Below are 19,804 nucleotides of genomic sequence, written 5' to 3' on the forward strand. Positions count from 1 at the left end.
AGGCAATGAGCGAACCGCTCGTCATCGTCGGCAACGGAATGGCGGCTATGCGGCTGGTCGAGGAGCTCGCTCAGCGCGCGCTCGGCCGCTACGCCATCGCTGTTGTCGGTGACGAGCCTCGCCTGGCCTATAACCGCGTGCTGTTGTCGTCGGTGCTGGCGCGTGAGGTGTCGCACGACGATATCGAACTGAAGGCGGCCGACTGGTGGCGCGATCGCGGTGTGACGCTTCTTTATGGGCGCCGCGCCGTGTCGATCGATCCGGCAATCCGGCGCGTGCGGCTCGCCGATGGCGCGACGTTGCCGTTCTCCAAGCTGGTGCTGGCCACCGGTTCGAGCGCCATCCGCCTGGGCGTTCCCGGTATGGATCTAGCGGGCGTGATGACCTTCCGCGATCTCGGCGATGTCGCCTCGATCGAATCGAGCGCAAAGCCAGGCAGCAAGGCGGTGGTGATTGGCGGGGGTCTGCTTGGATTGGAGGCAGCCTACGGCCTCGCCAAGGCCGGCGCTCAAGTTTCGGTGCTGCATCTGATGGACCGCCTGATGGAGCGCCAGCTCGATCAGCGCGCCGCGACGATGCTCAAGAGCGCGATCGAAGCACGTGGCATCGCCGTCCATCTGCAGGCTGAAACCGCAGCCATCCGTGGGCGGAAAAAAGCGGAAGCGGTGGTGCTGGCCGATGGCCGCACGCTCGAGGCCGATCTGGTCGTCGTTGCCGCGGGCATCCGGCCGAACATCGATCTGGCGACGACCGCCGATCTCGATATTCGCCGCGGTATTGTCGTCGATGACACCCTGCGCGCAAGCAAGCCGGACATCTACGCCATCGGCGAATGCGCCGAACATCGTGGCATCTGCTACGGCCTGGTCGAGCCGGCTTACGAGCAGGCGCGGGCCCTGGCGGTGCATCTCTGCGGCGGCGCCGTCTCTTATCCAGGCAGTGTGATCGCGACCAATCTGAAGGTGTCCGGCGTCAGCGTGTTCTCGGCGGGCGATTTCCTCGGCGCGGCCGGTACGGAGCAGATCGTGTTCTCCGACGCGGGCCTCGGCACCTACAAGAAGCTGGTGATCAAGGACGGGCGTCTGGTCGGCGCCGTGCTCTACGGCGATACGATCGACGGCCTTTGGTATCTCGAGTTGATCCGCACTGGCGCCTCCATCGAACCCATCCGTGACGACATCATGTTCGGCCGTGCCCTCGCCGAACGGAAGGCGGCGTGAGACGATTATGTCCAGCGACTTTACCCCCGATCAAAAACGTTATCTCGAAGGCTTTGCCTCGGGGTTGGCGGCTGCGCGCTCCGCGCGTGGCAAGGCGGGCGGCGCGGCGGCGGGTGAGCCGACCGGGCCCGACGCGGTTCACTTCAAGGCGCAGGACCGCACGGTCGCCGAAGGCGGCAAGCTCGTCGATCAGGAGAAGTTCAAGCGCGAGCAGCATCCGTTCGACGCCTATGAGCGGCTGAAGGACCAGGCGAAGAAGAACGAGCCGCCGAAGCCGCCGGACAATTTCCGTTGGCGCTATTATGGCCTGTTCTACGTCGCGCCGGCGCAGAGTTCCTATATGTGCCGGCTGCGCATTCCCAACGGCATTCTGACGCATTGGCAGTTCGCCGGGCTTGCCGATCTCACCGAGAAATATGCCGGGCCCTATAGCCACGTCACGACGCGCGCGAACCTGCAGATCCGCGAGATCGAACCGAAGGACGCGGTCGCCGTCGTGGAAGGGATTCAGGAGTTGGGGCTCTGTTCGCGCGGCTCCGGCGCCGACAACATCCGTAATGTCACCGGCACACCGACGGCGGGAATCGATCCGCAGGAGTTGATCGACACGCGGCCCTACGCCCGCGAATGGCACTTCCATATCCTCAACGAACGGGCGCTCTATGGCCTGCCGCGCAAGTTCAATGTCGGTTTCGACGGCGCCGGCCGCATTCCGGTCTTGGAAGACACCAATGACATCGGCTTTCAGGCCGTGGTGGTGAAGGACGGTTTCGGCGTCGAGCCGGGTGTTTACTTCCGCCTCACGCTCGGGGGCATCACCGGCCACAAGGACTTCGCCAAGGACACCGGCGTTGTAGTCAGGCCGGAGGAAGCGACACAGGTCGCCGACGCGATCGTCCGCGTCTATATCGAGCACGGCAACCGCACCGACCGCAACAAGGCGCGGCTCAAATATGTGCTCGATGCCTGGGGTCTGCCGAAATACATCGCCCATGTCGAGGAGAAGCTCGGGCGTGCGCTCCTCAAATTGCCGGCCGAAGCGATCGAGCACCGGCCTGATTTCGATCGGACGTCGCATATCGGCGTCCACAAACAGAAGCAGGAAGGGCTGAACTGGATCGGCGTGCTGCTGCCGGTCGGCAAGCTCACGACGGCGCACATGCGCGGGATCGCCAAAGTCGCACAGGCGTTCGGCGACGGCGATATCCGCCTGACGGTGTGGCAGAACCTGCTGATTTCCGGCGTGCCGGATACGCGCGTTGCCGAGGCGGAGGCGGCGATTGTTGCGCTCGGTCTCGCCACGCAGGCGACGCCGATCCGCGCCGGCCTCATCTCCTGCACCGGTGCCACTGGCTGCCGCTTCGCCGCCGCGCATACGAAAGAGCAGGCGGAAGAGATCGCCGCCTGGTGCGAGACGCGCGTGACCATCGACACGCCCGTCAACATCCATCTCACCGGCTGCCATCACTCCTGCGCGCAGCACTATATCGGCGACATCGGTCTCATCGCCTGCAAGGTTGAACAAGGCGAGGAGCAGGTCGAAGGCTACCACGTCCTTGTCGGTGGCGGCTTCGGCCCGGATGCTGCGATCGCTCGCGAGCTTTACCGCGACGTGAAGGCGAGCGACGCGCCGCGTACAGTGGAGCGCATGCTTAAAGGCTATCTCGCGCACCGAGCGACACCGGACGAAACGTTTCTCGCGTTCTCGCGCCGTCACGAGATCGACGCGCTGAAGGGCCTGTTCGATGCGGAGGGCGGAGAATGACAACGAACGTGCCGACGCCGCTGCCATCGCTGATCCCCGAGACCGCGCCGTTCACCGAGGAGCAGCGTGCCTGGCTCAACGGCTTCTTCGCCGGTTTCGTTTCGCTCGACAGTTTCGGTGTCACGCCGCTCTCGGGCGATCAGGCGGCGGCGCTGATCGGCGGTCCGGCCAAGAGCGACGAGGACGACGATGGCGGCGCGCCGTGGCACGATCAGACGTTGCCGATCGCCGAGCGCATGAAGCTCGCCGAAGGCAAGCCGGTGCGCTGGAAGCTGATGGCGGCGATGGCGCAGCAGGACTGTGGCCAGTGCGGCTATGACTGCAAGAATTATTCGGGCGCCATCGCCTCGGGCAAAGAAGAGCGGCTGAATCTGTGCGTGCCGGGCGGCAAGGACACCGCGCGCATGGTCAAGGCGCTGGCGGAAGAGCTGAAGGCCGCGCCTGCGCCTGCGGCGAAGCCGGCGGCTGCCCCGGCTGCGGCCGAAGCAGCGCCGGCACCCATAGCGCAGGGCGAGGCGGGCCGATCGCGGGACAATCCGGCCGTTGCGACCTTGCTGTCGCGCCGGCTGCTCAACAAGCCGGGCTCGGAGAAAGAGACCTGGCACATTGAATTCGACCTCAGCGACAGCGGGCTCGATTACACCGTCGGCGATTCCTTTGGCCTGTTTCCGACGAACGATCCGGCATTGGTCGAAGCCGTGATCAAGGCGCTCGGCGCGCCGCCGGATTTCCCCATCGGTGGGCGGCCGCTCCGCGACGTGCTGATCGACGGCGTCTCGCTGTCGCCGGCGCCGGACATGCTGTTCCAACTCTTCTCCTACATCACCGGCGGCGAACGGCGGCAGAAGGCCCGGGCGTTGTCGGTCGGCGAGGACCCGGATGGTGACGCAGCAACGCTCGACGTGCTCGCCGCGCTGGAGAAATTCCCGGGTGTGCGCCCCGATCCGGAAGCTTTCATCGAGGCGCTCGAGCCGTTGCAGCCGCGGCTTTACTCGATCTCATCGTCGCACAAGGCCATCCCCGGCCGCGTCAGCCTGACCGTCGACACCGTGCGCTACACCATTGCCAAGCGTCGCAGGCTCGGCGTCTGTTCGACGTTCCTTGCCGACCGCCTCGCGCCCGGCGCCAAGGTGCGGGTCTACGTGCAGAAGGCGCACGGCTTCGCCCTGCCGATCGATCCGACAAAGCCGATCATCATGGTCGGCCCCGGCACCGGCGTCGCGCCGTTTCGTGCCTTCCTGCAGGACCGCGGCGCAATGAAGGCGCCCGGGCGCAACTGGCTGTTCTTCGGCCATCAACGCAGCGCTTGCGATTTCTTCTATGAAGACGAGTTCAAGGACATGAAGGCGTCTGGCGTGCTCACGCGCCTGTCGCTCGCCTGGTCGCGCGATGGCGACGAGAAGATCTACGTGCAGGACCGCATGCGCCAGGTCGGCCGCGATTTGTGGAGCTGGATCGCGGAGGGCGCGCACATCTATGTCTGCGGCGACGCCAAGCGCATGGCCAAGGATGTCGAAACGGCGCTGGTCGACGTCGTCTCCCAGCACGGCGCGCGCACGCCGGAAGAGGCGGCGATGTTCGTGCACGACCTGAAGAAGAAGGGCCGCTATCAGCAGGACGTGTATTGATATGAGCGACCGCGCTCTGTTCCGTCATCCTGAGGTGCGAGGTGGCGTAGCCGCCGAGCCTCGAAGGATGACGGCCCCGCCACCCTTCGAGGCTTACGGCCTTCGGCCGCTCGCACCTCAGGGTGACGTGGGACAAGCACGGGGAGAGGGCAGAGGCGTCCGATGAACGCTCCCTCCCAGCATCCACCGGCGGTGCGCACGACCTGTCCTTACTGCGGCGTCGGCTGTGGCGTGCTGGCCAAGCCCGACGGATTGGGCGGCGCGGTGATCGCCGGCGATCCGGCGCATCCGGCGAATTTCGGCCGCCTGTGCTCGAAGGGATCGGCGCTCGGTGAAACGCTGGGGCTGGAGAGCCGCCTGCTGCATCCCATGCGGCGCGGGGCGGACGGCGCGCTTGCGCGGGCGTCGTGGGACGCTGCTCTCGATCAGGTGGCGGCCGGCTTTGCGCGCACCATCGACAAGCATGGGCCGAACGCTGTCGCCTTCTATCTTTCCGGCCAGTTGCTGACCGAGGACTATTACGTCGCCAACAAGCTGATGAAGGGCTTCCTCGGCTCGGCCAATGTCGACACCAATTCACGGCTGTGCATGGCGTCTTCCGTTGCCGGCCACCGCCGCGCCTTCGGCAGCGACACCGTGCCGGGCATTTATTCGGACTTGGACGAAGCCGACCTGATTGTCCTCGTCGGCTCCAACGCCGCCTGGTGCCACCCCATTCTGTATCAGCGCATGATGGCCAATCGGCGCATGCGCGGCGCCAAGGTCGTCGTCATCGACCCGCGTCGCACGGCGACAGCAGAAGACGTCGACCTGTTTCTGCCCATCGCGCCGGGCATGGATACCGCGTTGTTCTCCGGCCTGCTCGTGCACCTGTCGGACGTGTTGGCGCTCGACTACGAGTACATCGATGCGCATGTCTCGGGTTTTCCGGATGCGCTGGCGCGCGCGCGCGAAATCGCACCGGACCTCGCGACGACAGCGCGGCTGGCGGGGCTTGCGCAGGATGACGTCGCCGCGTTCTTCGCGCTGTTCCGCGAAACGGCGAAGACCGTGACCTGCTATTCGCAAGGCGTGAACCAGTCGGCGCAGGGCACCGACAAGGTCAATGCCATCGTCAATTGCCATCTTGCGACCGGTCGCATCGGCAAGAACGGCGCAAGCCCGTTCTCGCTGACCGGCCAGCCCAATGCGATGGGCGGGCGCGAGGTTGGCGGCCTCGCCAATCAGCTCGCGGCGCATATGGGCTTTTCGCCCCAGGAAGTCGACCGCGTCGGCCGCTTCTGGAACGGACCGGCCATGGCCAAGCGCGAGGGCCTCAAGGCGGTGCAGATGTTCGACGCGATCGCGCGCGGCGAGATCAAGGCGTTGTGGGTGATGGCGACCAACCCGGCCGCGTCGCTGCCGCGGGCGGGTGCTGTGCGTGAGGCCTTGCGCAAGCTCGATCTGTTCGTCGTGTCGGAAAACGTTTTGTCGAACGATACCGTGAGCGCCGGCGCGCATTTCGTGCTGCCAGCGGCGGCTTGGGGCGAGAAGGACGGCACCGTCACCAACTCCGAGCGCCGCATCTCGCGGCAGCGCCCGTTCCTGCCGCTGCCCGGCGAGGCGAAACCCGATTGGTGGATCGTGTCACAGGTCGGCCAGCGCCTCGGCTTCGCCGACGCTTTCGCCTATCGCTCGTCGGCCGACGTCTTCCGCGAGCACGCAAAGCTGTCGATGTTCGAGAACGGCGGTACGCGAGACTTCGACATCGGTGCGCTGGCGCTGTTGTCCGACGAGGCGTTCGACGCACTCGACCCGGTGCTATGGCCGGCGCCCGCGACGCGGGCCGGCACGGAGCGCTTCTTTGCGCAAGGCGGCTTCTTTACGTCGGACCGCAAGGCGAAGATGATCGCGCCGGAAATGCCGAGACCGCAGGCGGAAACGTCGGATGCCTTGCCGTTCCGCCTCAATACCGGGCGCGTCCGCGATCAGTGGCATACCATGACGCGCAGCGGGCTCAGCCCGCGCCTCGCCAAGCATCTGCCGGAGCCTTTTGTTGAGGTGCATCCCGACGATGCGATCGCCGCCGGCCTGTCGCACGACGGCTTTGCGCGGTTGCATTCGCGTTACGGCGCCTGCGTGCTCAAGGTGCGGGTCTCCGAGGGACAGCAGCGCGGTTCGCTGTTCGCGCCGATCCACTGGAGCGACGAGACAGCCGCGATGGCGCGTGTCGGCGAATTGGTAATGCCGGCGACCGATCCTTTTTCCGGTCAGCCGGAAGCCAAAGCGACGCCGGTAGCGATCGCGCCGGTCGACTACAAGTATCGCGGTTTCGTGCTGACGCGCTCCCCTCTGGCCTTGCCGTCTCACACGTGGTGGTCGCGCGTGACAGTGGGACGTGGCGTCGGTTATCTCCTCGCGAGCGAGGCTGCCTCCGATATGTGGCGCGACGTTGCGCACGCGGCCTTCGGCCATGCGGAGATCGCCGAGTACTGCGATCCGCCCCGCGATCTCTATCGCATGGCGGCCTTTGTCGATGGACGGCTCGAGGGCTGCGTGTTCATCGGTCCGGCCACAGCGACCCTGCAGTGGGACGCGGTCAAAGCCTTGTTCGAGAGCGAGCAGCTTGCGGAAGCACAGCGCCGCGCCGTGCTGTCGGGCAAGGCCGCCGACGGCCTCGCCGATCCGGGCCCCGTGGTGTGCGCCTGCTTCGGCGTCGGCCTCAATGTCATCCGCGACGCGATTGTCAACGGCGGTGCGACCAGTGTGGAGGCGATCGGCGCGGCGCTGCGTGCCGGCACCAATTGCGGCTCCTGCCTGCCGGAGCTCAAGCGCATCGTGCAGCGCGAGCGCGCGCCGCAGGCGGTCTAGCTTCTCAGCCTACCATCGCCTGATACACCATCGCGCGCATCAGATAACGATAACGCATGCGTTGCAGCGGCGCTTGCATCATCAGGATGGCGATGAGCTGTTCGCGCGGATCGATCCAGAAATAGGTGCCGCTGACGCCGCTCCAGGAACAGTCGCCCATCGAGCCCGGCAGGGCGCAGCGGCCGCTCTCCTTGCGCACGGCAAAGCCGAGGCCGAAGCCGATGCCGTTTTCCGGCAGCGGCGCCAGCGCGCCGAACATCGTGCGCATCATCGGGCCATGCTGGCTGTCGGGGGCAAGGTGGTCCGATGTCATCAGGCGCACGGTCGCAGGCGAGAGCAGACGCGTGTCGCCCAGCGCGCCGCCGTCCAGCAGCATCTGGCAGAAGCGCAGGTAGTCGGTCGCGGTCGACATGAGACCGCTGCCGCCGGAGAGCCAGGCCGGTTTCATCGTTGCTTCGCGCAACATCGGCGGACGCTTGCCGGTTGCTGGATCGATCTGCGGCTCGGCGGCGCGGGACGCGTCCACAGCGGCAAAGCCGGAGTTGCTCATACCGAGGCGCGCGCAGATGTGCTGCTCAATGAAGGCATCGAGGCTCATGCCGCTGACGACCTCGACGACGCGGCCGAGCACGTCGGTCGAAAAGCCGTACTGGAAAGTAGTGCCCGGCTGATACGCGAGCGGCAGCCTGGCGAGCTTGGCCGTGAACTCGGCATTGGTGTGCTTGAGATCGCCGACGCCGGCGTCGATGTAGGCCTGCTTCAGCGCTGGCCCGGTCAGCGGCGCATAGGTGAGGCCCGACGTGTGGCGCAGCAGGTCCTGCACGGTCAACGGCCGGCGGCAGGCTTCGGTGGCGAGCGTGGCCGCGTGATCCGAGTCGACCGCAACCTGGGTCTCCGCGAATTCCGGTAGATACTGCGCTACCGGATCGGCGATGCTCAGCCTGCCTTCTTCCGCCAGCATCATGGCGGCGACGGAGGTCAGCGGCTTGGTCATCGAGGCGATGCGGAAAACACTGTCGCGCTGCATCGACGCATTCGCCTCGCGGTCGCGCAGGCCCAAGGCTTCATGCAGCACGACCTTGCCTTTGCGGGCGATCAGCGCCACGGCGCCGGGGACGAGCTTCGCATCGATATCACGCGACAGAACGTCGATGAGACGCTGCAGCCGCGCCGAAGAAAAGCCGGCGTCTTCCGGGCGATCGGTGCGGGCGAATTCGAACGACATTGCGGCTTCCTACTTCCAGAACTGCTTCGTGGCGATGCGCGCGCCTTCGGCCATGGCGGCGAGCTTGGAGAAGACAACGTCGGGATCGACCGCTGCCTGTCCGACCCATGTGCCGTAGCCGCAGTCCGAGCCGGCGATGACGTTCTCGCGGCCGACCAGGTTCGCATAGCGGCCGATGCGTTGCGCAACGACTTCCGGATGCTCGATGAAGTTCGACTTCGATTCGATGACGCCGGGGATGAGCACCTTGCCATCCGGGAGCTTGACCGTTTCGAACACCGTGTATTCATGGGCGTGGCGCGGATTGGCGGCCTCGAGCGAAATCGCGACTGGCTTCGCCTTGAAGACGACATCGATGATATCGGCGAGCGCTACGTCGTAATGGTGCGGGCCTTCGTAATTGCCCCAGCACAGATGCATGCGCAGTTGCTCGGCCGGAATGTTGGCGACGGCGTGATTGAGCGCTTCGATGTGCAGCTGGGCGCGCTTGCGGAAGCCGGCGAGATCGAGGTCGGCATATTGAATATGCCGACCCATGGCCAAGTCCGGACAGTCGATCTGCACGACGAAGCCGGCTTCGGCGATGGTCTCGTATTCCTCCCGCATCGCATCGGCGATGGCGTAGATGTAGCTCTCGAAGTCCTTGTAGTAGTCGTTACGGAAGAACAGCGAGACGACGCCGGGGGAGGCGGCGCTCATGAAGCCGCCGACGGCTTTCACCTCGGACAGCGCTGCCTTCAGGTTCTCGGCGTCGGACTTCGGCGACACGCGGTCACGCACCGAAATCGGGCCGTTGCAGGCGGGCGTCTTGCGCCGCGAGCGGCCAGGGTCGCCGAACACTTTCTGTTCGAGCCGCGGGAACTCGTGGACGTCTTGATAGATGAATGTGTTGCCGGTGCCGCCGAAGCCGTTGAGGCGATCTTTGATGTAGGTGGCATAGGAGGGTTTCGACATTTCCCCATCGTTGATGAGGTCAACCCCCGACGCCGCCTGCTTCTTTACCACTCCGGCCACCGCCGCCTTGATCTCTAGGGCCAGGGCTGCCGATTCGACCGGGACGCCTTCCTCTTTGGCGTACATGATGCGGATCAGGTCGTCCGGACGCGGCAGGCTGCCGGTATGAGTGGTGAGAAAACGGTCAGTGCTTCTTTGCATGGCTTTCGGCCTCCCCAGGACCCCCGGTTCGGGTGCCGGGGCGCCGCACTCTAACACCAGTGGCCGTTTACATTGACAGGGGGGGCCCCCTCCCTTAGAAACCCGGTCAAACAGCGTCCAGAGATTGTCATGAAAGTCCGTAACTCATTGAAATCGTTGCGCGGCCGCCACCGCAACAACCGCCTCGTGCGGCGCAAGGGCCGGGTCTATGTGATCAACAAGACCAATCGGCGCTTCAAGGCGCGCCAGGGCTGACGCCTGCGCATAGGCTGGCATGATGCCGGCTGTGGACGACCGGGGCGCCTTCTGGCGCCCTTATTCGTCGCAACGTGAGGCGTCGCATCTTGGCCGCAATGGATAGAGACATTACCCTCTATCCATGGGAACACGATTCCACGTTTTCCTGATGGCCGCGGCGCTTGCCGCCGAGCTTTCGGCTGCGCCTGTCCAGGCGGCGCCGGACGATGTGGTCGGGCCGCCGGCCAAGCTGCCGCAGGCGCCGAAGGGCGACCGCCTCCGCAATCTCGACTTTCTGTTTGGGGCGCTCAAGGCGGCGCCCAACGAAGAGAGCGCCAAGGCGGTCGAAGAGCGAATCTGGGCGGTCTGGATGATCTCGCCCAGCGACACTGCCAATCTGCTGATGACGCGCGTGCGCACGGCGGTAGAGCAGAAGGACCTCGACCTCGCCATCAAGCTGCTCGACGGCATCATCGCGATCAAACCGGACTACGTCGAAGCCTGGAACCGGCGTGCGACGCTCTACTACATGCAAAAGGATTACGGCCGCGCGATCTCCGACATCCGGGAGGTGCTGCGCCGCGAGCCGCGCCACTTCGGCGCGCTATCGGGCTTGGGCCTGATCCTGCAGGACATCGGCGACGACAAACAGGCTCTAGAAGTCTACCGCCGCGCGCTCAACGTCTATCCCCGCCTGCAACGCATCCCCGATCTCGTGAAAGAGCTCCAGCAGAAGGTCGAGGGCCGGGACATCTGAGGTGCGGTCGCACGCGCGCAAGAGGCCTTGGCGTCTGACGCTCGATCAATGCGACGACGACTCGGACAGCAAATTGATGACGGCGACGCCGGCGACGATCAGGCCGATTCCCACCATCGCCGGCAGGTCCAGACGCTGACCGAACAGTATCCAACCGATCAGCGAGATGAACACGATACCGATGCCGGACCACAGCGCATATGAAATGCCGACGGGAATGACGTCGAGCGTCAGCGACAGGAAATAGAACGCGACGCCATAGCCCGCGACGACGATCGCCGATGGTCCGAGCTTGGTGAAGCCCGCGGACGACTTGAGGGCCGATGTGGCGATGACCTCGCCGGTCACGGCGACAACGAGATAAACCCACTTCATTCTGTCCCCCTTGCGTATCCGATGAATCGTACCGCCAATCGCATGGCGTGATTTGGCCTAGATCAAGCCAGCCGCGAAGGTCGGAGGTTGGCACCTTCAGTCACCTTTGCCGCGCCCGCAGCCGACAGTTAACAAGCCATTAACGCCAAACGGCTAGCATCGTCGGCAACGTCTCAAGGATTCTGGGAAACGATGTCGGTCGTCACGGCGACATCTTCTGTCACCGGCCTGCCGCAAGCGGCGGCGCTGCGTTCCGGCGCGGCTGATGCCGGCACGCGCGTCGATGCGACGGCCGGCGGCGCCGCGGCCAATTCATCCGTTACGCCTCCGACGGAGGGCGCGGCTCTTTCGTCGGTGGCACAAGCGGTGGCGGCGCTGTCGCCGCAGCAGATCGCCGCCTCGATCATCGGCGATGCCGCCTCGCGGCAGAACGGCCTCGCGCCGCTCTATGCCGATCTGGCGGCGCTCGTGAAAAGCGGGCAGTCACTCCCCGCGCCGGTGGCGGCGCTGGTGCGGCAGCTGCTGGCCGCGCCTTTGGATATTGTGAGCAAGTCGACGGTCGGTGCCGCCGAGATCAAGGCCGCGCTGATGCAGTCTGGCCTGGTGGCGGCTCCATCTGCCGCGGCGAACGCCGGCGCTTCCGCGGCCATGGCCGCGCCACAGGCACAAGTCGCGGGTCTCAATCTGGTGCTCGGCTTGATGCGACGGGCGCTGACGAACTGGCGCGACGACGAGCAAGCCGATACGGCGCGAACCGGGACGGCGGCGGTTGCCGCGAACAGTGGCCGCGCATTGGCCACGGATGCCCGGCAAGCGCCGCCGCCGCCCTTTCGCAACGGACCGACCGTGCCGCAGGCGCCGGTCGAAGCAGCGTTGCCGGAGGACGTCTCCGATCTGGCGCTTGCGCAGCATCTGTTGGATCGCACCGAGGCCGCCATCGCGCGTCAAACGCTGATGCAGGTTGCTTCGCTCTCCGACGGCGATGCCGCCGCAGCCAAGCCCGGCACCGACGGGCGTCATCTCCTGTTCGATATTCCGATGGCGATGCCGCAGGGCACCGCCGTCGCGCAATTCCGCATCGAGCGGGATGGCGCCGGCAATGAAGCCGAGGCCACCAAGCCCGCCTGGCGCGCGAGCTTCGCCATCGATATCGAGCCGCTCGGCCGCGTGCATGCGCATATCGCGCTCGTTGGCGACCGCACCTCCGTCACCTTGCGCGCGGAGCGGCCGGAGAGCGCGGCGCTGTTCAACGACAGTGTCGCGCAACTCGAGGCCGCCCTGCGCGAAGCCGCTCTCGAGCCCGGCACGCTTTCCTGTGTTGGCGGCGAGGCGCCAGCCCAGTCGATGCCGGCCGGCAAACCCGGCATGTTTCTGGACAGCAAAACATGACGACGCGCAAACTCGCCGTCGCGCTGGAGTACGAGCGGCCGAATGCGCCGCGCGTCACGGCCATCGGTCACGATGCGCTCGCCGAGCGGATCGTCGAACTCGCCACCGAGCACGGCGTGCCGCTGCACGAGAATCCGCAGCTCGCGGCAGCGCTGTCCCAGGTCGAGCTGGAGGCCGAAATTCCGGAGAAGCTTTATCGCGCCGTGGCCGAGGTGCTGGGCTACGTGTTGCGCGTCTCGGGCAAGGCGAAGGAACATCGAGCCGGCCCGGCGGCCGGGTACGCTATTCCGGCAAACAGCGACCCTTATCGGAAAAAGTGAGCGGGCGCGCTTGCGGCGCGCCCGGCTCTTCGTTCAGAAAGGCACCACCAACCCGTCGAGCGGCGCGTCGCAGTTGACGAGCTCGACCTTCTTCATGGCGATGCGCATGGCATTGCCTTCGCCGACGAGACGATGGAAGTAGGTGCCGGCGAACAGCCGCTGATCCTCGCGCCGGTATTCGACCAGCACGAACTTCGAACGTACGATCACGCCCGGTTCGCCGGTCGACGGCTCGATGGTGACGTTGTTGACGGTGCGGCTGGTGCGCGAGCGCGGCTCCTGCGAATAGATGCGCGGGTCGGACAGCCGGCGTACGCGCGTCTCCAACAGACGGCGGTCGTCATACATGAGCGACACGGTCTCGAACGGATCGGCCTGGCCGGCCTCGATCGGCACCCAGTAGCGGGCGTCGTCGGTGAACAGCGCCACCCAATCGTCGAAGAAGCCTTCGTCGAGCAGGCGCGCCTCGTGGATCAAAAAGGCTTCGTAAGCCCGAACGTCGAGCTTGGCGTCCGGCAAAGCGGGAATCTTTTTGGTCTTGTCGAGCATGATCAGGCCACCTGCTTCTTGGCGCCGCTGCCGCTGTCGCCGAACATGTAGCCGCGCCAGGCATCGAACATGTTGCGGATGTAGACCTCGCTGGTCGAATTCTTGCCCTTGCGGCCGCCGTGCGGATCCGGCTCGTCCGACGTGAAGCCGCGGCCGATCTCCAACCATTCGGCGCCTTCGCTCGACAGGCCGAGCGCGATGCGGTTGTAGATCTCGAGGTCGTCCGTGAGCACCAATGAGCCGGTGCCGTTGACGACGTTGGCGAAGCTCACGGTATTGCGGAACATCTGATCCGGCGCGCCCTTCAGCTTGAAGCAGTAGGTGTGCACGACGGTCTTGTTCACCGAGATGGGATGAATGACGCGCAGCTGCTGGAACTGGCTCATCATCGACATGTTCGGATAGAAATTGCTGTTCCAGCGGCGCACTTCCATGATGCGCTGCGTTTCGGCCTTGCCCTTCTTGGTCTCCATCGCGCTGTGATACTCGCGGAAGGTCGGATCGTTCAGCGCGGCGACCAGCTTGGAGTCGTCGTGGTAGTCGCCGAGATAGCTGTGGCCGTTAGCGTAGGTCCAGATGCCGACCTGGTTTTCCCAGAACGAGTAGGGCGCACCGTTCTGACGCATCTGCCGGATGGCGATTTCGCCGGTGCCGTCGCTGAACACATCGTCCTTCTGCTGCTGAGCGGCGGCGATTGACGAGCGGTGCGTGTACCAGGGATGCGCGGCGTCGCACAGGTTCTCGAGATAGAGCTTCCAGTTGCCGTCATAGGTGTGCTTGAACACGCCGCCGGCGATCTCGAGCTCGCCGTCCGGCGCGCGGTCGACCATGTCGTCGAGCGAGGTCTTCATGTAGCCGAGGAAGTCCTCGAAGCTCTGACCTTCGGACGCGAGGCTCAGGAAGATGAAGCCGCGATAGCTCTGAACGCGCGGTACCCGCACCATCGCGGTCTTCGGATTCTTGGTGTCGAAGTCTTCCGGATAGCCGTTGTTGAGCGGCACCGCCTTCAGCCGGCCGTCGAGATGGTAAGTCCAGCCGTGGTAGCAGCACTGGAATTCGTCGGTGCAGCCGGTATCGTTGGCTACCACCATGGCGCCGCGGTGGGCGCACTGGTTATGCAGCGCTTGGATCGAGCCGTCTTTGGCCCGCACGATCACCAGCGGCTTACGCGCGACACGGGCGGTGAAATAGTCGCCCGGCTTCTTGATCTGGCTTTCGTGCCCGACATACACCCATGCCGTGCCGAAGATCCGTGACATTTCCAGTTCAAAGATCTCAGGGTCCGTGTAGATTCGGCGATGAACGCGAGCAGGCTCGACCATGCGCGCGAGATCTTCCGGGGAATAATTGGCAGTCATCGACATGCGGGAACTCCAGATCAAAGCGCGTGCGGCTGCTGGCAAAGCAACCCGGCCACGTCGCACCGTCGCCGGCGATAGTGAAACGATACCGGAGAGTATCGTTAGTCGCAAGGGGGCTCCCGCCGCCCCGCGCGCGCAGCCGGCCGCGCCGATGCGCAGCCGCCGGGGCCGGGTGAAATCCGACGCCAAGCGCGAGGCCATTCTGCGCGGCGGCATGGCCGTATTCCTGAAGTCCGGTTTCGAGCGCACCAGCATGGACGAGGTCGCCGCGCGCGCCGGCGTCTCGAAGATGACCGTCTATCGTCACTTCGGCAGCAAGGAGGACTTGTTCGCCGGCGTTATCACCGAGCTCTGCAATCCGATCGTGGCCAAAGAGTTGGAGCGCCTGTTCGAAGAGGAGCCGGAGCAAGCCTTGCGCGGCTACGCGCGGCGCATGATCGACACGGTTTTCGCGCCCGAGACGATCGAATTGCATCGCATCGTCATCGCCGAGAGCAGCCGCTTTCCCAAGCTCGGCGAGTTGTTTTACGCGTCAGGCCCGCAGGTCTGTATCGAGGTGCTGGCGCGGTATCTCAAGCAGAACCGCAACGACCCCCGCTTCCGCATCGGCGATCCGACGCGGACGGCCGAGGAATTCCTCGAGCTTCTGCGCGGCTACGGCCATCTGCGCGTGCTGCTGAAGATCAGCAAAGCGTTGACGCCGCAGGAGGTCGAAGCGCGGATTACCGGCGCCGTGCGCCACGTGTTGCGCCCGTAAGTCTTGCTGCGAAGTTGGGCAGCCTTGCCGCGATCGCCATCAGCGGTATGCCGATGCTTGATTTGCGCCGATGAAACCGTTGCATCGCTTGCGAACCGCGCCGCGCGCGAGCCGGAAAAACGGGCATGACGAAACGAGACTGGTCAGTATAGCATGCGCCCGCGCCCGACGGCGCGAAGGAAAAGCCCGGTCCACGGGCCTCGAGGGGACATGACGATGACGAACGAGTCACGCGCGAGCGTCAACCGGCGAACCTTTTGCGGAGTGTTTGGCGCCGCCGCCTTGTCGAGCGTGGCCGGTTTTCCGGCGCTGGCCAATGAAGCATCGTCCTATCTTTTCCCGGCGCCGCCGGTGTTGCCGGCTTTCGGTCCGATCCAGTTGGCGAAGGGCAGGGGCTATTTCGAGAAAGCCGGGCTCGACATGAATTTCATGGTCGGCCGCGGCGGTGTCGATGTGGCGCAACAGGTCGGTGCCGGCAATGCCACCGTGGGCGGCATCGTCGCCGATGGCCCCATTTTGGTGCGCGGTAACGGCATTCCGGTGAAGATCGTCTGCGTGTTCGGCGGCCGCGGCTTCATGCAGATGGTCGTGCGCGAGGATTCAGGCGTCACCAAGCCGGCCGATCTCAAGGGCAAGACCATCACGGTGATGTCCTATCAGGACACGACCTATTATGCGTTGCTCGGGTTGCTGGCGAGCGCCGGCCTGACGAAGGCGGACGTCAACATCCAGTCGGCCGGGCCGACCGGCGTCTGGCAGTTGGTCGCCGCTGGCAAAGCCGCCGGCATGGCGGGGGTGCCCGACTGGATTCCGCCGGTGCGCGCCGAGAACGTGAAGGTCAACATCCTGCAGACGGAAGATTACTTCCCGCATATGGCGCAGGGCATCGCCACCTCGGACGACATGATCAAGAAGCGTCCCGACCTGGTGAAGAAGATCGTCAGCGCGGCGCTGCAGGGCATGAAGGACATCATGGACGATCCCGCCGGCGCGGCCGCGGATTTCGTCAAGTTCGTGCCGTCCTGGCAGGGCAAGGAAGGCGCCATCAAATGGACGTTCGAGTACTACGCCAAGAACGTCTATCCCGGACAGAAGCGACTCGGCGAAGTCGACGGCGCGCGCTTGGCGAAGCTGCAGGACTTCTACCTGAAGAACGGCATCGTGCAGAACAAGGTGGCGGTCGACGAGCTCTACACCAACCAGTTCATCGGCTGAGGCGACGGCGTCGCAAGGCGGCCGCTAGCCGCGCGCGACGGGATACACCTTGCCCTCGAACACCGTGGCCGTCACCGGGATGTCCTTCAGCTTCTCCGGCGCCACGATATAAGGGTCTTCCTCCAGCACGGTGAAGTTGGCGATCTTGCCCGGCGCGATGCTGCCGATCTGGTCTTCCTTGCGCCAGGAGTAAGCGGCTTCGATCGTGATCGCGCGCAGAGCGGCGTCCACGGAAACCCGCTGCGCGGGGCCGGCGACACGCCCCGACGGCGTAATGCGGTTGATGCCGCACCAGGCGAGATACAGCGGCGCGCTCGGCGCCATTGGCAGATCGGAGTGGTAGGAAAGCGGAATGCCACGGTCGAGCACCGACTGTGACCGCACCATCATGTCGGCGCGCTCGGGGCCGAGACCGACCGCGCTGTATTTGTCGGCAAAGCCGACGGTGTAATACGGGTTGGCGCTGACGATGGCGCCGAGCTTCTTGATCCGCGCGATCTGATCCTCGGTCGCGTTGGCGAAGTGCACGATGACGCAGCGATGGTCGCTGCGCGGATGTTCGGCATTGAGTTTCTCGAGGATCGTGAGCAGGACCTCGAGGCCGAGGTCGCCATTGACGTGGGTGTGGATCTGATAGCCGGCGTTCCAGTAGAGCCGCGCGCGCTTTTCCAATTCGTCGGGCTGGAGAATCCACTCGCCCTTGTGGCCGTCAAGATAGCCGTCCTTCATCTGCATGAGCTGCGAGATGATGGCGCCGTCAGCGAACAATTTGACCTGGCCGGGGAAGAACATCAGTTTTTTACCGGGGCCTTCCGGCGCCACCGCGATCTGCGCTTCGGTGGCGTCGAGCGCGCGATCGAGGCCGACGCGGTCGACGATGCCGCGGCCGTCGGCGATGAACGTCGCATACATCGGCGTCTCGGGCGCGCCAAGGATCTGCTCGTAGAGCTTCCAGATATCGGGCGTGTAGAGCGCGCCCGGCTCCATGTAAGCGGTGACGCCGTTGCCATGCAGATAGGCCACCATCTGCTTGAGGCCGAAAGCGAGCCGGGCCGGGCTCGCCAGCACCTTCAGCATAGGCGCCATTATCAGATTGAGTCCGCCTTCCCAGAAGTGGCCTTCGCGCCAGTTCGCCTGCTCGCTGTATTGGCCTTTGCCGACAGTCATCGCCTCGCCGATGCCGAGCGCGGCGAGGGCCGCCGTGTTGAGATAGAATTCGTGGCAGGAGCGATGCCAGACGGCGATCGGGCGCGTAGCGCTGAGCTTATCGAGCGCGGTCCGGTCGAGCGGGCCGTGCCAAAGCGCATGATAGCCCCAGGTGATCAGCCACTCGCTTGGGTTTGTCAGCGCGGTCTCGGCCTCTTTCAAACGCGCCCAGTAGGCGTCCGGCGTCAGCGCCGCCTTGTGCACGACCTTCGGCAGCACCCAGTCCTCCGGCGCGATGACCGGTACGGCCAATGTCAAGGCGCCCAGGATAGGATGCAGATGCTGGTCGATCAGTCCCGGTAGGACCACCTTGTCCTTGAACGACTCGTCGGTCGTATAAGCGCGGGCGCCGAGCGCGGCCTTCACCCGATCGAGCGTGCCGACCGCGACGATGCGCTTGCCGGCGACCGCTATCGCGGTCGCGTCCAGCGGGCCACGCTCCATGGTGATCACCTTGCGCGCGATGAAGACGACCGGCTGGCCCGGCGCCTCGGTCGCACGCTCTCCGCCCAAGCCTTGCTGCAGACTTTGATTGATGCTGCCGTCGGCATGCGCCGGCGGAACCGCTTCGGCGACAAACGTCGCCGTCGCGGACAGTGCTGCCGCGCCTTTCAGGAAGCCCCGGCGCGACGGCCAAGATAGTCCTTCCAAGGCGGCACGAAATCCTGGGTTGCATCCGGCACACATTGCGCCATTCAAGGCGAGCGCGGCGCATCCGCGTTGATGTGGATCAACGGCCTGGGTCGTCCGGCAAGCCGTCCCGCTTTGTTGCTTCGATGTTGGAGTTTCGAATCATCTCGTTGAAATCACGACAAAATCTCTATCCCAAAAAACTTGGCTTCAAATGGCCACGAATCACTCACGTTAGTAAGGCGCGAGAAGTGCGGTTCAAAACGCCAGGGAGCACGCCCATGAATCAAACGATCTCCAGTGCGCCGTGCGTCAGTGTCATTGTCGTCGCCAACGAAAAAGGCGGGTCCGGGAAGTCCACCGTTGCCGTCCATCTTGCCGTCGCGCTGATGCGCGCGGGCGAGAGCGTTGCCACCATCGATCTCGATCCGCGGCAGCGCAGCTTCACCCATTACGTCGATAATCGGCTGACGTGGTCGCGCCAGCGGGGCAAGTCGCTACCGGCACCAACCCATGTGTGCTTCGACGAGGACGCCGATTTCACCACGAGCGAAGACGAGGCCGCAGGCCGCGCGACCTTCGAGAAGACATTGGCCGGGCTTTGCGAGAACCATCGCTATGTCATCATCGATACGCCCGGGCACAATCATTATCTGTCGCGTCTTGCGCACACTTATGCCGATACCCTGATCACGCCGCTCAACGACAGCTTCGTGGATCTGGATGTGCTTGGCCATGTCGATGCCGAGACCTTCGCCGTCACCGATGTCAGCCATTATGCCGGCCTGGTGGAGGAAGCCCGCGCCACGCGGCGCAGCCTCGGCAAGCCGGAGCTGGAATGGATCGTGCTACGCAACCGGCTCTCGACTTTGAACTCGCGCAACAAGCGTGCGGTCGGCGAGGCGCTTGCGGATCTCGCGCAGCGGCTCGACTTCCGCTGCATCGAAGGGCTGGCGGAGCGCGTTATCTTCCGCGAGTTCTATCCGCGCGGATTGACCGCCGTCGACGATCTCGATGAACTGACGTTGGGTACGCGGCCAACCATGTCGCACGTGACCGCGCAGCTCGAAGTGCAGAGTCTGGTCGCAGCCTTGCTGGGACCGGCTGCCTATCGGCTCGGAGCTTCTTTCCTCGAAAGCGACGCGGCCTGAAATGGAATGCGGCG

17 protein-coding genes are annotated in these 19,804 nt (G+C 65.0%); 11 read left to right on the forward strand and 6 right to left on the reverse strand.

Going from position 1 to position 19,804, the window contains the following annotated elements; all coding sequences use genetic code 11:
- Nucleotides 1-5 precede the first annotated feature (5 nt).
- The 4 genes from DW352_RS23115 to DW352_RS23130 all read left to right on the forward strand — a co-directional run bounded on the left by DW352_RS23115 (nt 6) and on the right by DW352_RS23130 (nt 7,463).
- Entirely contained in the window at nt 6-1,220 is a 1,215-nt protein-coding gene (locus DW352_RS23115) for an NAD(P)/FAD-dependent oxidoreductase (protein WP_115693531.1), read from the forward strand.
- Nucleotides 1,221-1,227: 7 nt separating this feature from the next.
- On the forward strand, nt 1,228-2,985 hold the full coding sequence (locus tag DW352_RS23120) for a NirA family protein (protein WP_115693532.1): 1,758 nt from the start codon (nt 1,228-1,230) through the stop codon (nt 2,983-2,985).
- Nucleotides 2,982-4,613 carry a sulfite reductase subunit alpha gene (locus DW352_RS23125; protein ID WP_115693533.1) on the forward strand — a complete coding sequence of 544 codons (1,632 nt, stop codon included), beginning with the start codon at nt 2,982-2,984 and terminating at the stop codon, nt 4,611-4,613. The genes DW352_RS23120 and DW352_RS23125 overlap by 4 nt, the downstream gene beginning before the upstream one ends.
- Before the next feature lie 162 nt (nt 4,614-4,775).
- On the forward strand, nt 4,776-7,463 hold the full coding sequence (locus DW352_RS23130; protein WP_115693534.1) for a nitrate reductase: 2,688 nt from the start codon (nt 4,776-4,778) through the stop codon (nt 7,461-7,463).
- Between the two features lie 4 nt (nt 7,464-7,467).
- Here DW352_RS23130 and DW352_RS23135 read toward each other — a convergent pair whose 3' ends face one another.
- Entirely contained in the window at nt 7,468-8,688 is a 1,221-nt protein-coding gene (locus tag DW352_RS23135) for a serine hydrolase domain-containing protein (protein WP_115693535.1), read from the reverse strand.
- A gap of 9 nt (nt 8,689-8,697) precedes the next feature.
- Complete coding sequence (locus tag DW352_RS23140; RefSeq protein WP_115693536.1) at nt 8,698-9,843, reverse strand: cobalamin-independent methionine synthase II family protein; 1,146 nt, start codon at nt 9,841-9,843, stop codon at nt 8,698-8,700.
- Between the two features lie 129 nt (nt 9,844-9,972).
- On the opposite strand from DW352_RS23140, the gene ykgO reads away from it, so the two are divergent.
- Both ykgO and DW352_RS23150 read left to right on the forward strand, forming a co-directional pair.
- Entirely contained in the window at nt 9,973-10,098 is a 126-nt protein-coding gene (gene ykgO, locus DW352_RS23145) for a type B 50S ribosomal protein L36 (RefSeq protein ID WP_115693537.1), read from the forward strand.
- Between the two features lie 151 nt (nt 10,099-10,249).
- Nucleotides 10,250-10,837 carry a tetratricopeptide repeat protein gene (locus DW352_RS23150; RefSeq protein ID WP_245434225.1) on the forward strand — a complete coding sequence of 196 codons (588 nt, stop codon included), beginning with the start codon at nt 10,250-10,252 and terminating at the stop codon, nt 10,835-10,837.
- A 45-nt stretch (nt 10,838-10,882) separates the two neighbouring features.
- Here the strand turns inward: DW352_RS23150 and DW352_RS23155 are convergent, their stop codons facing one another.
- On the reverse strand, nt 10,883-11,212 hold the full coding sequence (locus tag DW352_RS23155; RefSeq protein ID WP_115693539.1) for a DMT family transporter: 330 nt from the start codon (nt 11,210-11,212) through the stop codon (nt 10,883-10,885).
- 192 nt (nt 11,213-11,404) lie between these two features.
- Here DW352_RS23155 and fliK point away from each other — a divergent pair, with 192 nt between their 5' ends.
- Nucleotides 11,405-12,601, forward strand: a complete 1,197-nt coding sequence (fliK, locus tag DW352_RS23160; protein WP_115693540.1) for a flagellar hook-length control protein FliK — start codon at nt 11,405-11,407, stop codon at nt 12,599-12,601.
- Nucleotides 12,598-12,921, forward strand: a complete 324-nt coding sequence (locus tag DW352_RS23165) for an EscU/YscU/HrcU family type III secretion system export apparatus switch protein (protein ID WP_115693541.1) — start codon at nt 12,598-12,600, stop codon at nt 12,919-12,921. The genes fliK and DW352_RS23165 overlap by 4 nt, the downstream gene beginning before the upstream one ends.
- 33 nt (nt 12,922-12,954) lie before the next feature.
- Here the strand turns inward: DW352_RS23165 and DW352_RS23170 are convergent, their stop codons facing one another.
- On the reverse strand, nt 12,955-13,470 hold the full coding sequence (locus tag DW352_RS23170) for an aromatic-ring-hydroxylating dioxygenase subunit beta (protein ID WP_115693542.1): 516 nt from the start codon (nt 13,468-13,470) through the stop codon (nt 12,955-12,957).
- 2 nt (nt 13,471-13,472) lie between these two features.
- On the reverse strand, nt 13,473-14,834 hold the full coding sequence (locus DW352_RS23175; protein ID WP_162827143.1) for an aromatic ring-hydroxylating oxygenase subunit alpha: 1,362 nt from the start codon (nt 14,832-14,834) through the stop codon (nt 13,473-13,475).
- A gap of 148 nt (nt 14,835-14,982) precedes the next feature.
- On the opposite strand from DW352_RS23175, the gene DW352_RS27515 reads away from it, so the two are divergent.
- Together DW352_RS27515 and DW352_RS23185 are read left to right on the forward strand one after the other, a co-directional pair.
- Complete coding sequence (locus DW352_RS27515; RefSeq protein WP_162827144.1) at nt 14,983-15,588, forward strand: TetR/AcrR family transcriptional regulator; 606 nt, start codon at nt 14,983-14,985, stop codon at nt 15,586-15,588.
- A gap of 216 nt (nt 15,589-15,804) precedes the next feature.
- Nucleotides 15,805-16,803, forward strand: coding sequence for an ABC transporter substrate-binding protein (locus DW352_RS23185; protein ID WP_115694570.1), 999 nt, complete (start codon nt 15,805-15,807; stop codon nt 16,801-16,803).
- A 24-nt stretch (nt 16,804-16,827) separates the two neighbouring features.
- Here DW352_RS23185 and DW352_RS23190 read toward each other — a convergent pair whose 3' ends face one another.
- Entirely contained in the window at nt 16,828-18,660 is a 1,833-nt protein-coding gene (locus DW352_RS23190) for an amidohydrolase family protein (protein ID WP_245434226.1), read from the reverse strand.
- A 260-nt stretch (nt 18,661-18,920) separates the two neighbouring features.
- Between DW352_RS23190 and DW352_RS23195 the strand changes: the two genes are divergently transcribed.
- Nucleotides 18,921-19,790, forward strand: coding sequence for a division plane positioning ATPase MipZ (locus DW352_RS23195; RefSeq protein WP_162827145.1), 870 nt, complete (start codon nt 18,921-18,923; stop codon nt 19,788-19,790).
- The last annotated feature ends 14 nt before the right edge of the window (nt 19,791-19,804 follow it).

The organism is Pseudolabrys taiwanensis (assembly GCF_003367395.1).
Classification (GTDB): Bacteria; Pseudomonadota; Alphaproteobacteria; order Rhizobiales; family Xanthobacteraceae; genus Pseudolabrys; species Pseudolabrys taiwanensis.

What these genes read in the sequence shown, in the direction of transcription:
- DW352_RS23115 (WP_115693531.1), top strand. Translation starts at nt 6, where the DNA reads ATGAGCGAACCGCTCGTCATCGTCGGCAACGGAATGGCGGCTATGCGG.
- DW352_RS23120 (WP_115693532.1), top strand. Translation starts at nt 1,228, where the DNA reads ATGTCCAGCGACTTTACCCCCGATCAAAAACGTTATCTCGAAGGCTTT.
- DW352_RS23125 (WP_115693533.1), top strand. Translation starts at nt 2,982, where the DNA reads ATGACAACGAACGTGCCGACGCCGCTGCCATCGCTGATCCCCGAGACC.
- DW352_RS23130 (WP_115693534.1), top strand. Translation starts at nt 4,776, where the DNA reads ATGAACGCTCCCTCCCAGCATCCACCGGCGGTGCGCACGACCTGTCCT.
- DW352_RS23135 (WP_115693535.1), bottom strand. Translation starts at nt 8,688, where the DNA reads ATGTCGTTCGAATTCGCCCGCACCGATCGCCCGGAAGACGCCGGCTTT.
- DW352_RS23140 (WP_115693536.1), bottom strand. Translation starts at nt 9,843, where the DNA reads ATGCAAAGAAGCACTGACCGTTTTCTCACCACTCATACCGGCAGCCTG.
- ykgO (WP_115693537.1), top strand. Translation starts at nt 9,973, where the DNA reads ATGAAAGTCCGTAACTCATTGAAATCGTTGCGCGGCCGCCACCGCAAC.
- DW352_RS23150 (WP_245434225.1), top strand. Translation starts at nt 10,250, where the DNA reads ATGGCCGCGGCGCTTGCCGCCGAGCTTTCGGCTGCGCCTGTCCAGGCG.
- DW352_RS23155 (WP_115693539.1), bottom strand. Translation starts at nt 11,212, where the DNA reads ATGAAGTGGGTTTATCTCGTTGTCGCCGTGACCGGCGAGGTCATCGCC.
- fliK (WP_115693540.1), top strand. Translation starts at nt 11,405, where the DNA reads ATGTCGGTCGTCACGGCGACATCTTCTGTCACCGGCCTGCCGCAAGCG.
- DW352_RS23165 (WP_115693541.1), top strand. Translation starts at nt 12,598, where the DNA reads ATGACGACGCGCAAACTCGCCGTCGCGCTGGAGTACGAGCGGCCGAAT.
- DW352_RS23170 (WP_115693542.1), bottom strand. Translation starts at nt 13,470, where the DNA reads ATGCTCGACAAGACCAAAAAGATTCCCGCTTTGCCGGACGCCAAGCTC.
- DW352_RS23175 (WP_162827143.1), bottom strand. Translation starts at nt 14,834, where the DNA reads ATGTCGATGACTGCCAATTATTCCCCGGAAGATCTCGCGCGCATGGTC.
- DW352_RS27515 (WP_162827144.1), top strand. Translation starts at nt 14,983, where the DNA reads ATGCGCAGCCGCCGGGGCCGGGTGAAATCCGACGCCAAGCGCGAGGCC.
- DW352_RS23185 (WP_115694570.1), top strand. Translation starts at nt 15,805, where the DNA reads ATGACGAACGAGTCACGCGCGAGCGTCAACCGGCGAACCTTTTGCGGA.
- DW352_RS23195 (WP_162827145.1), top strand. Translation starts at nt 18,921, where the DNA reads ATGAATCAAACGATCTCCAGTGCGCCGTGCGTCAGTGTCATTGTCGTC.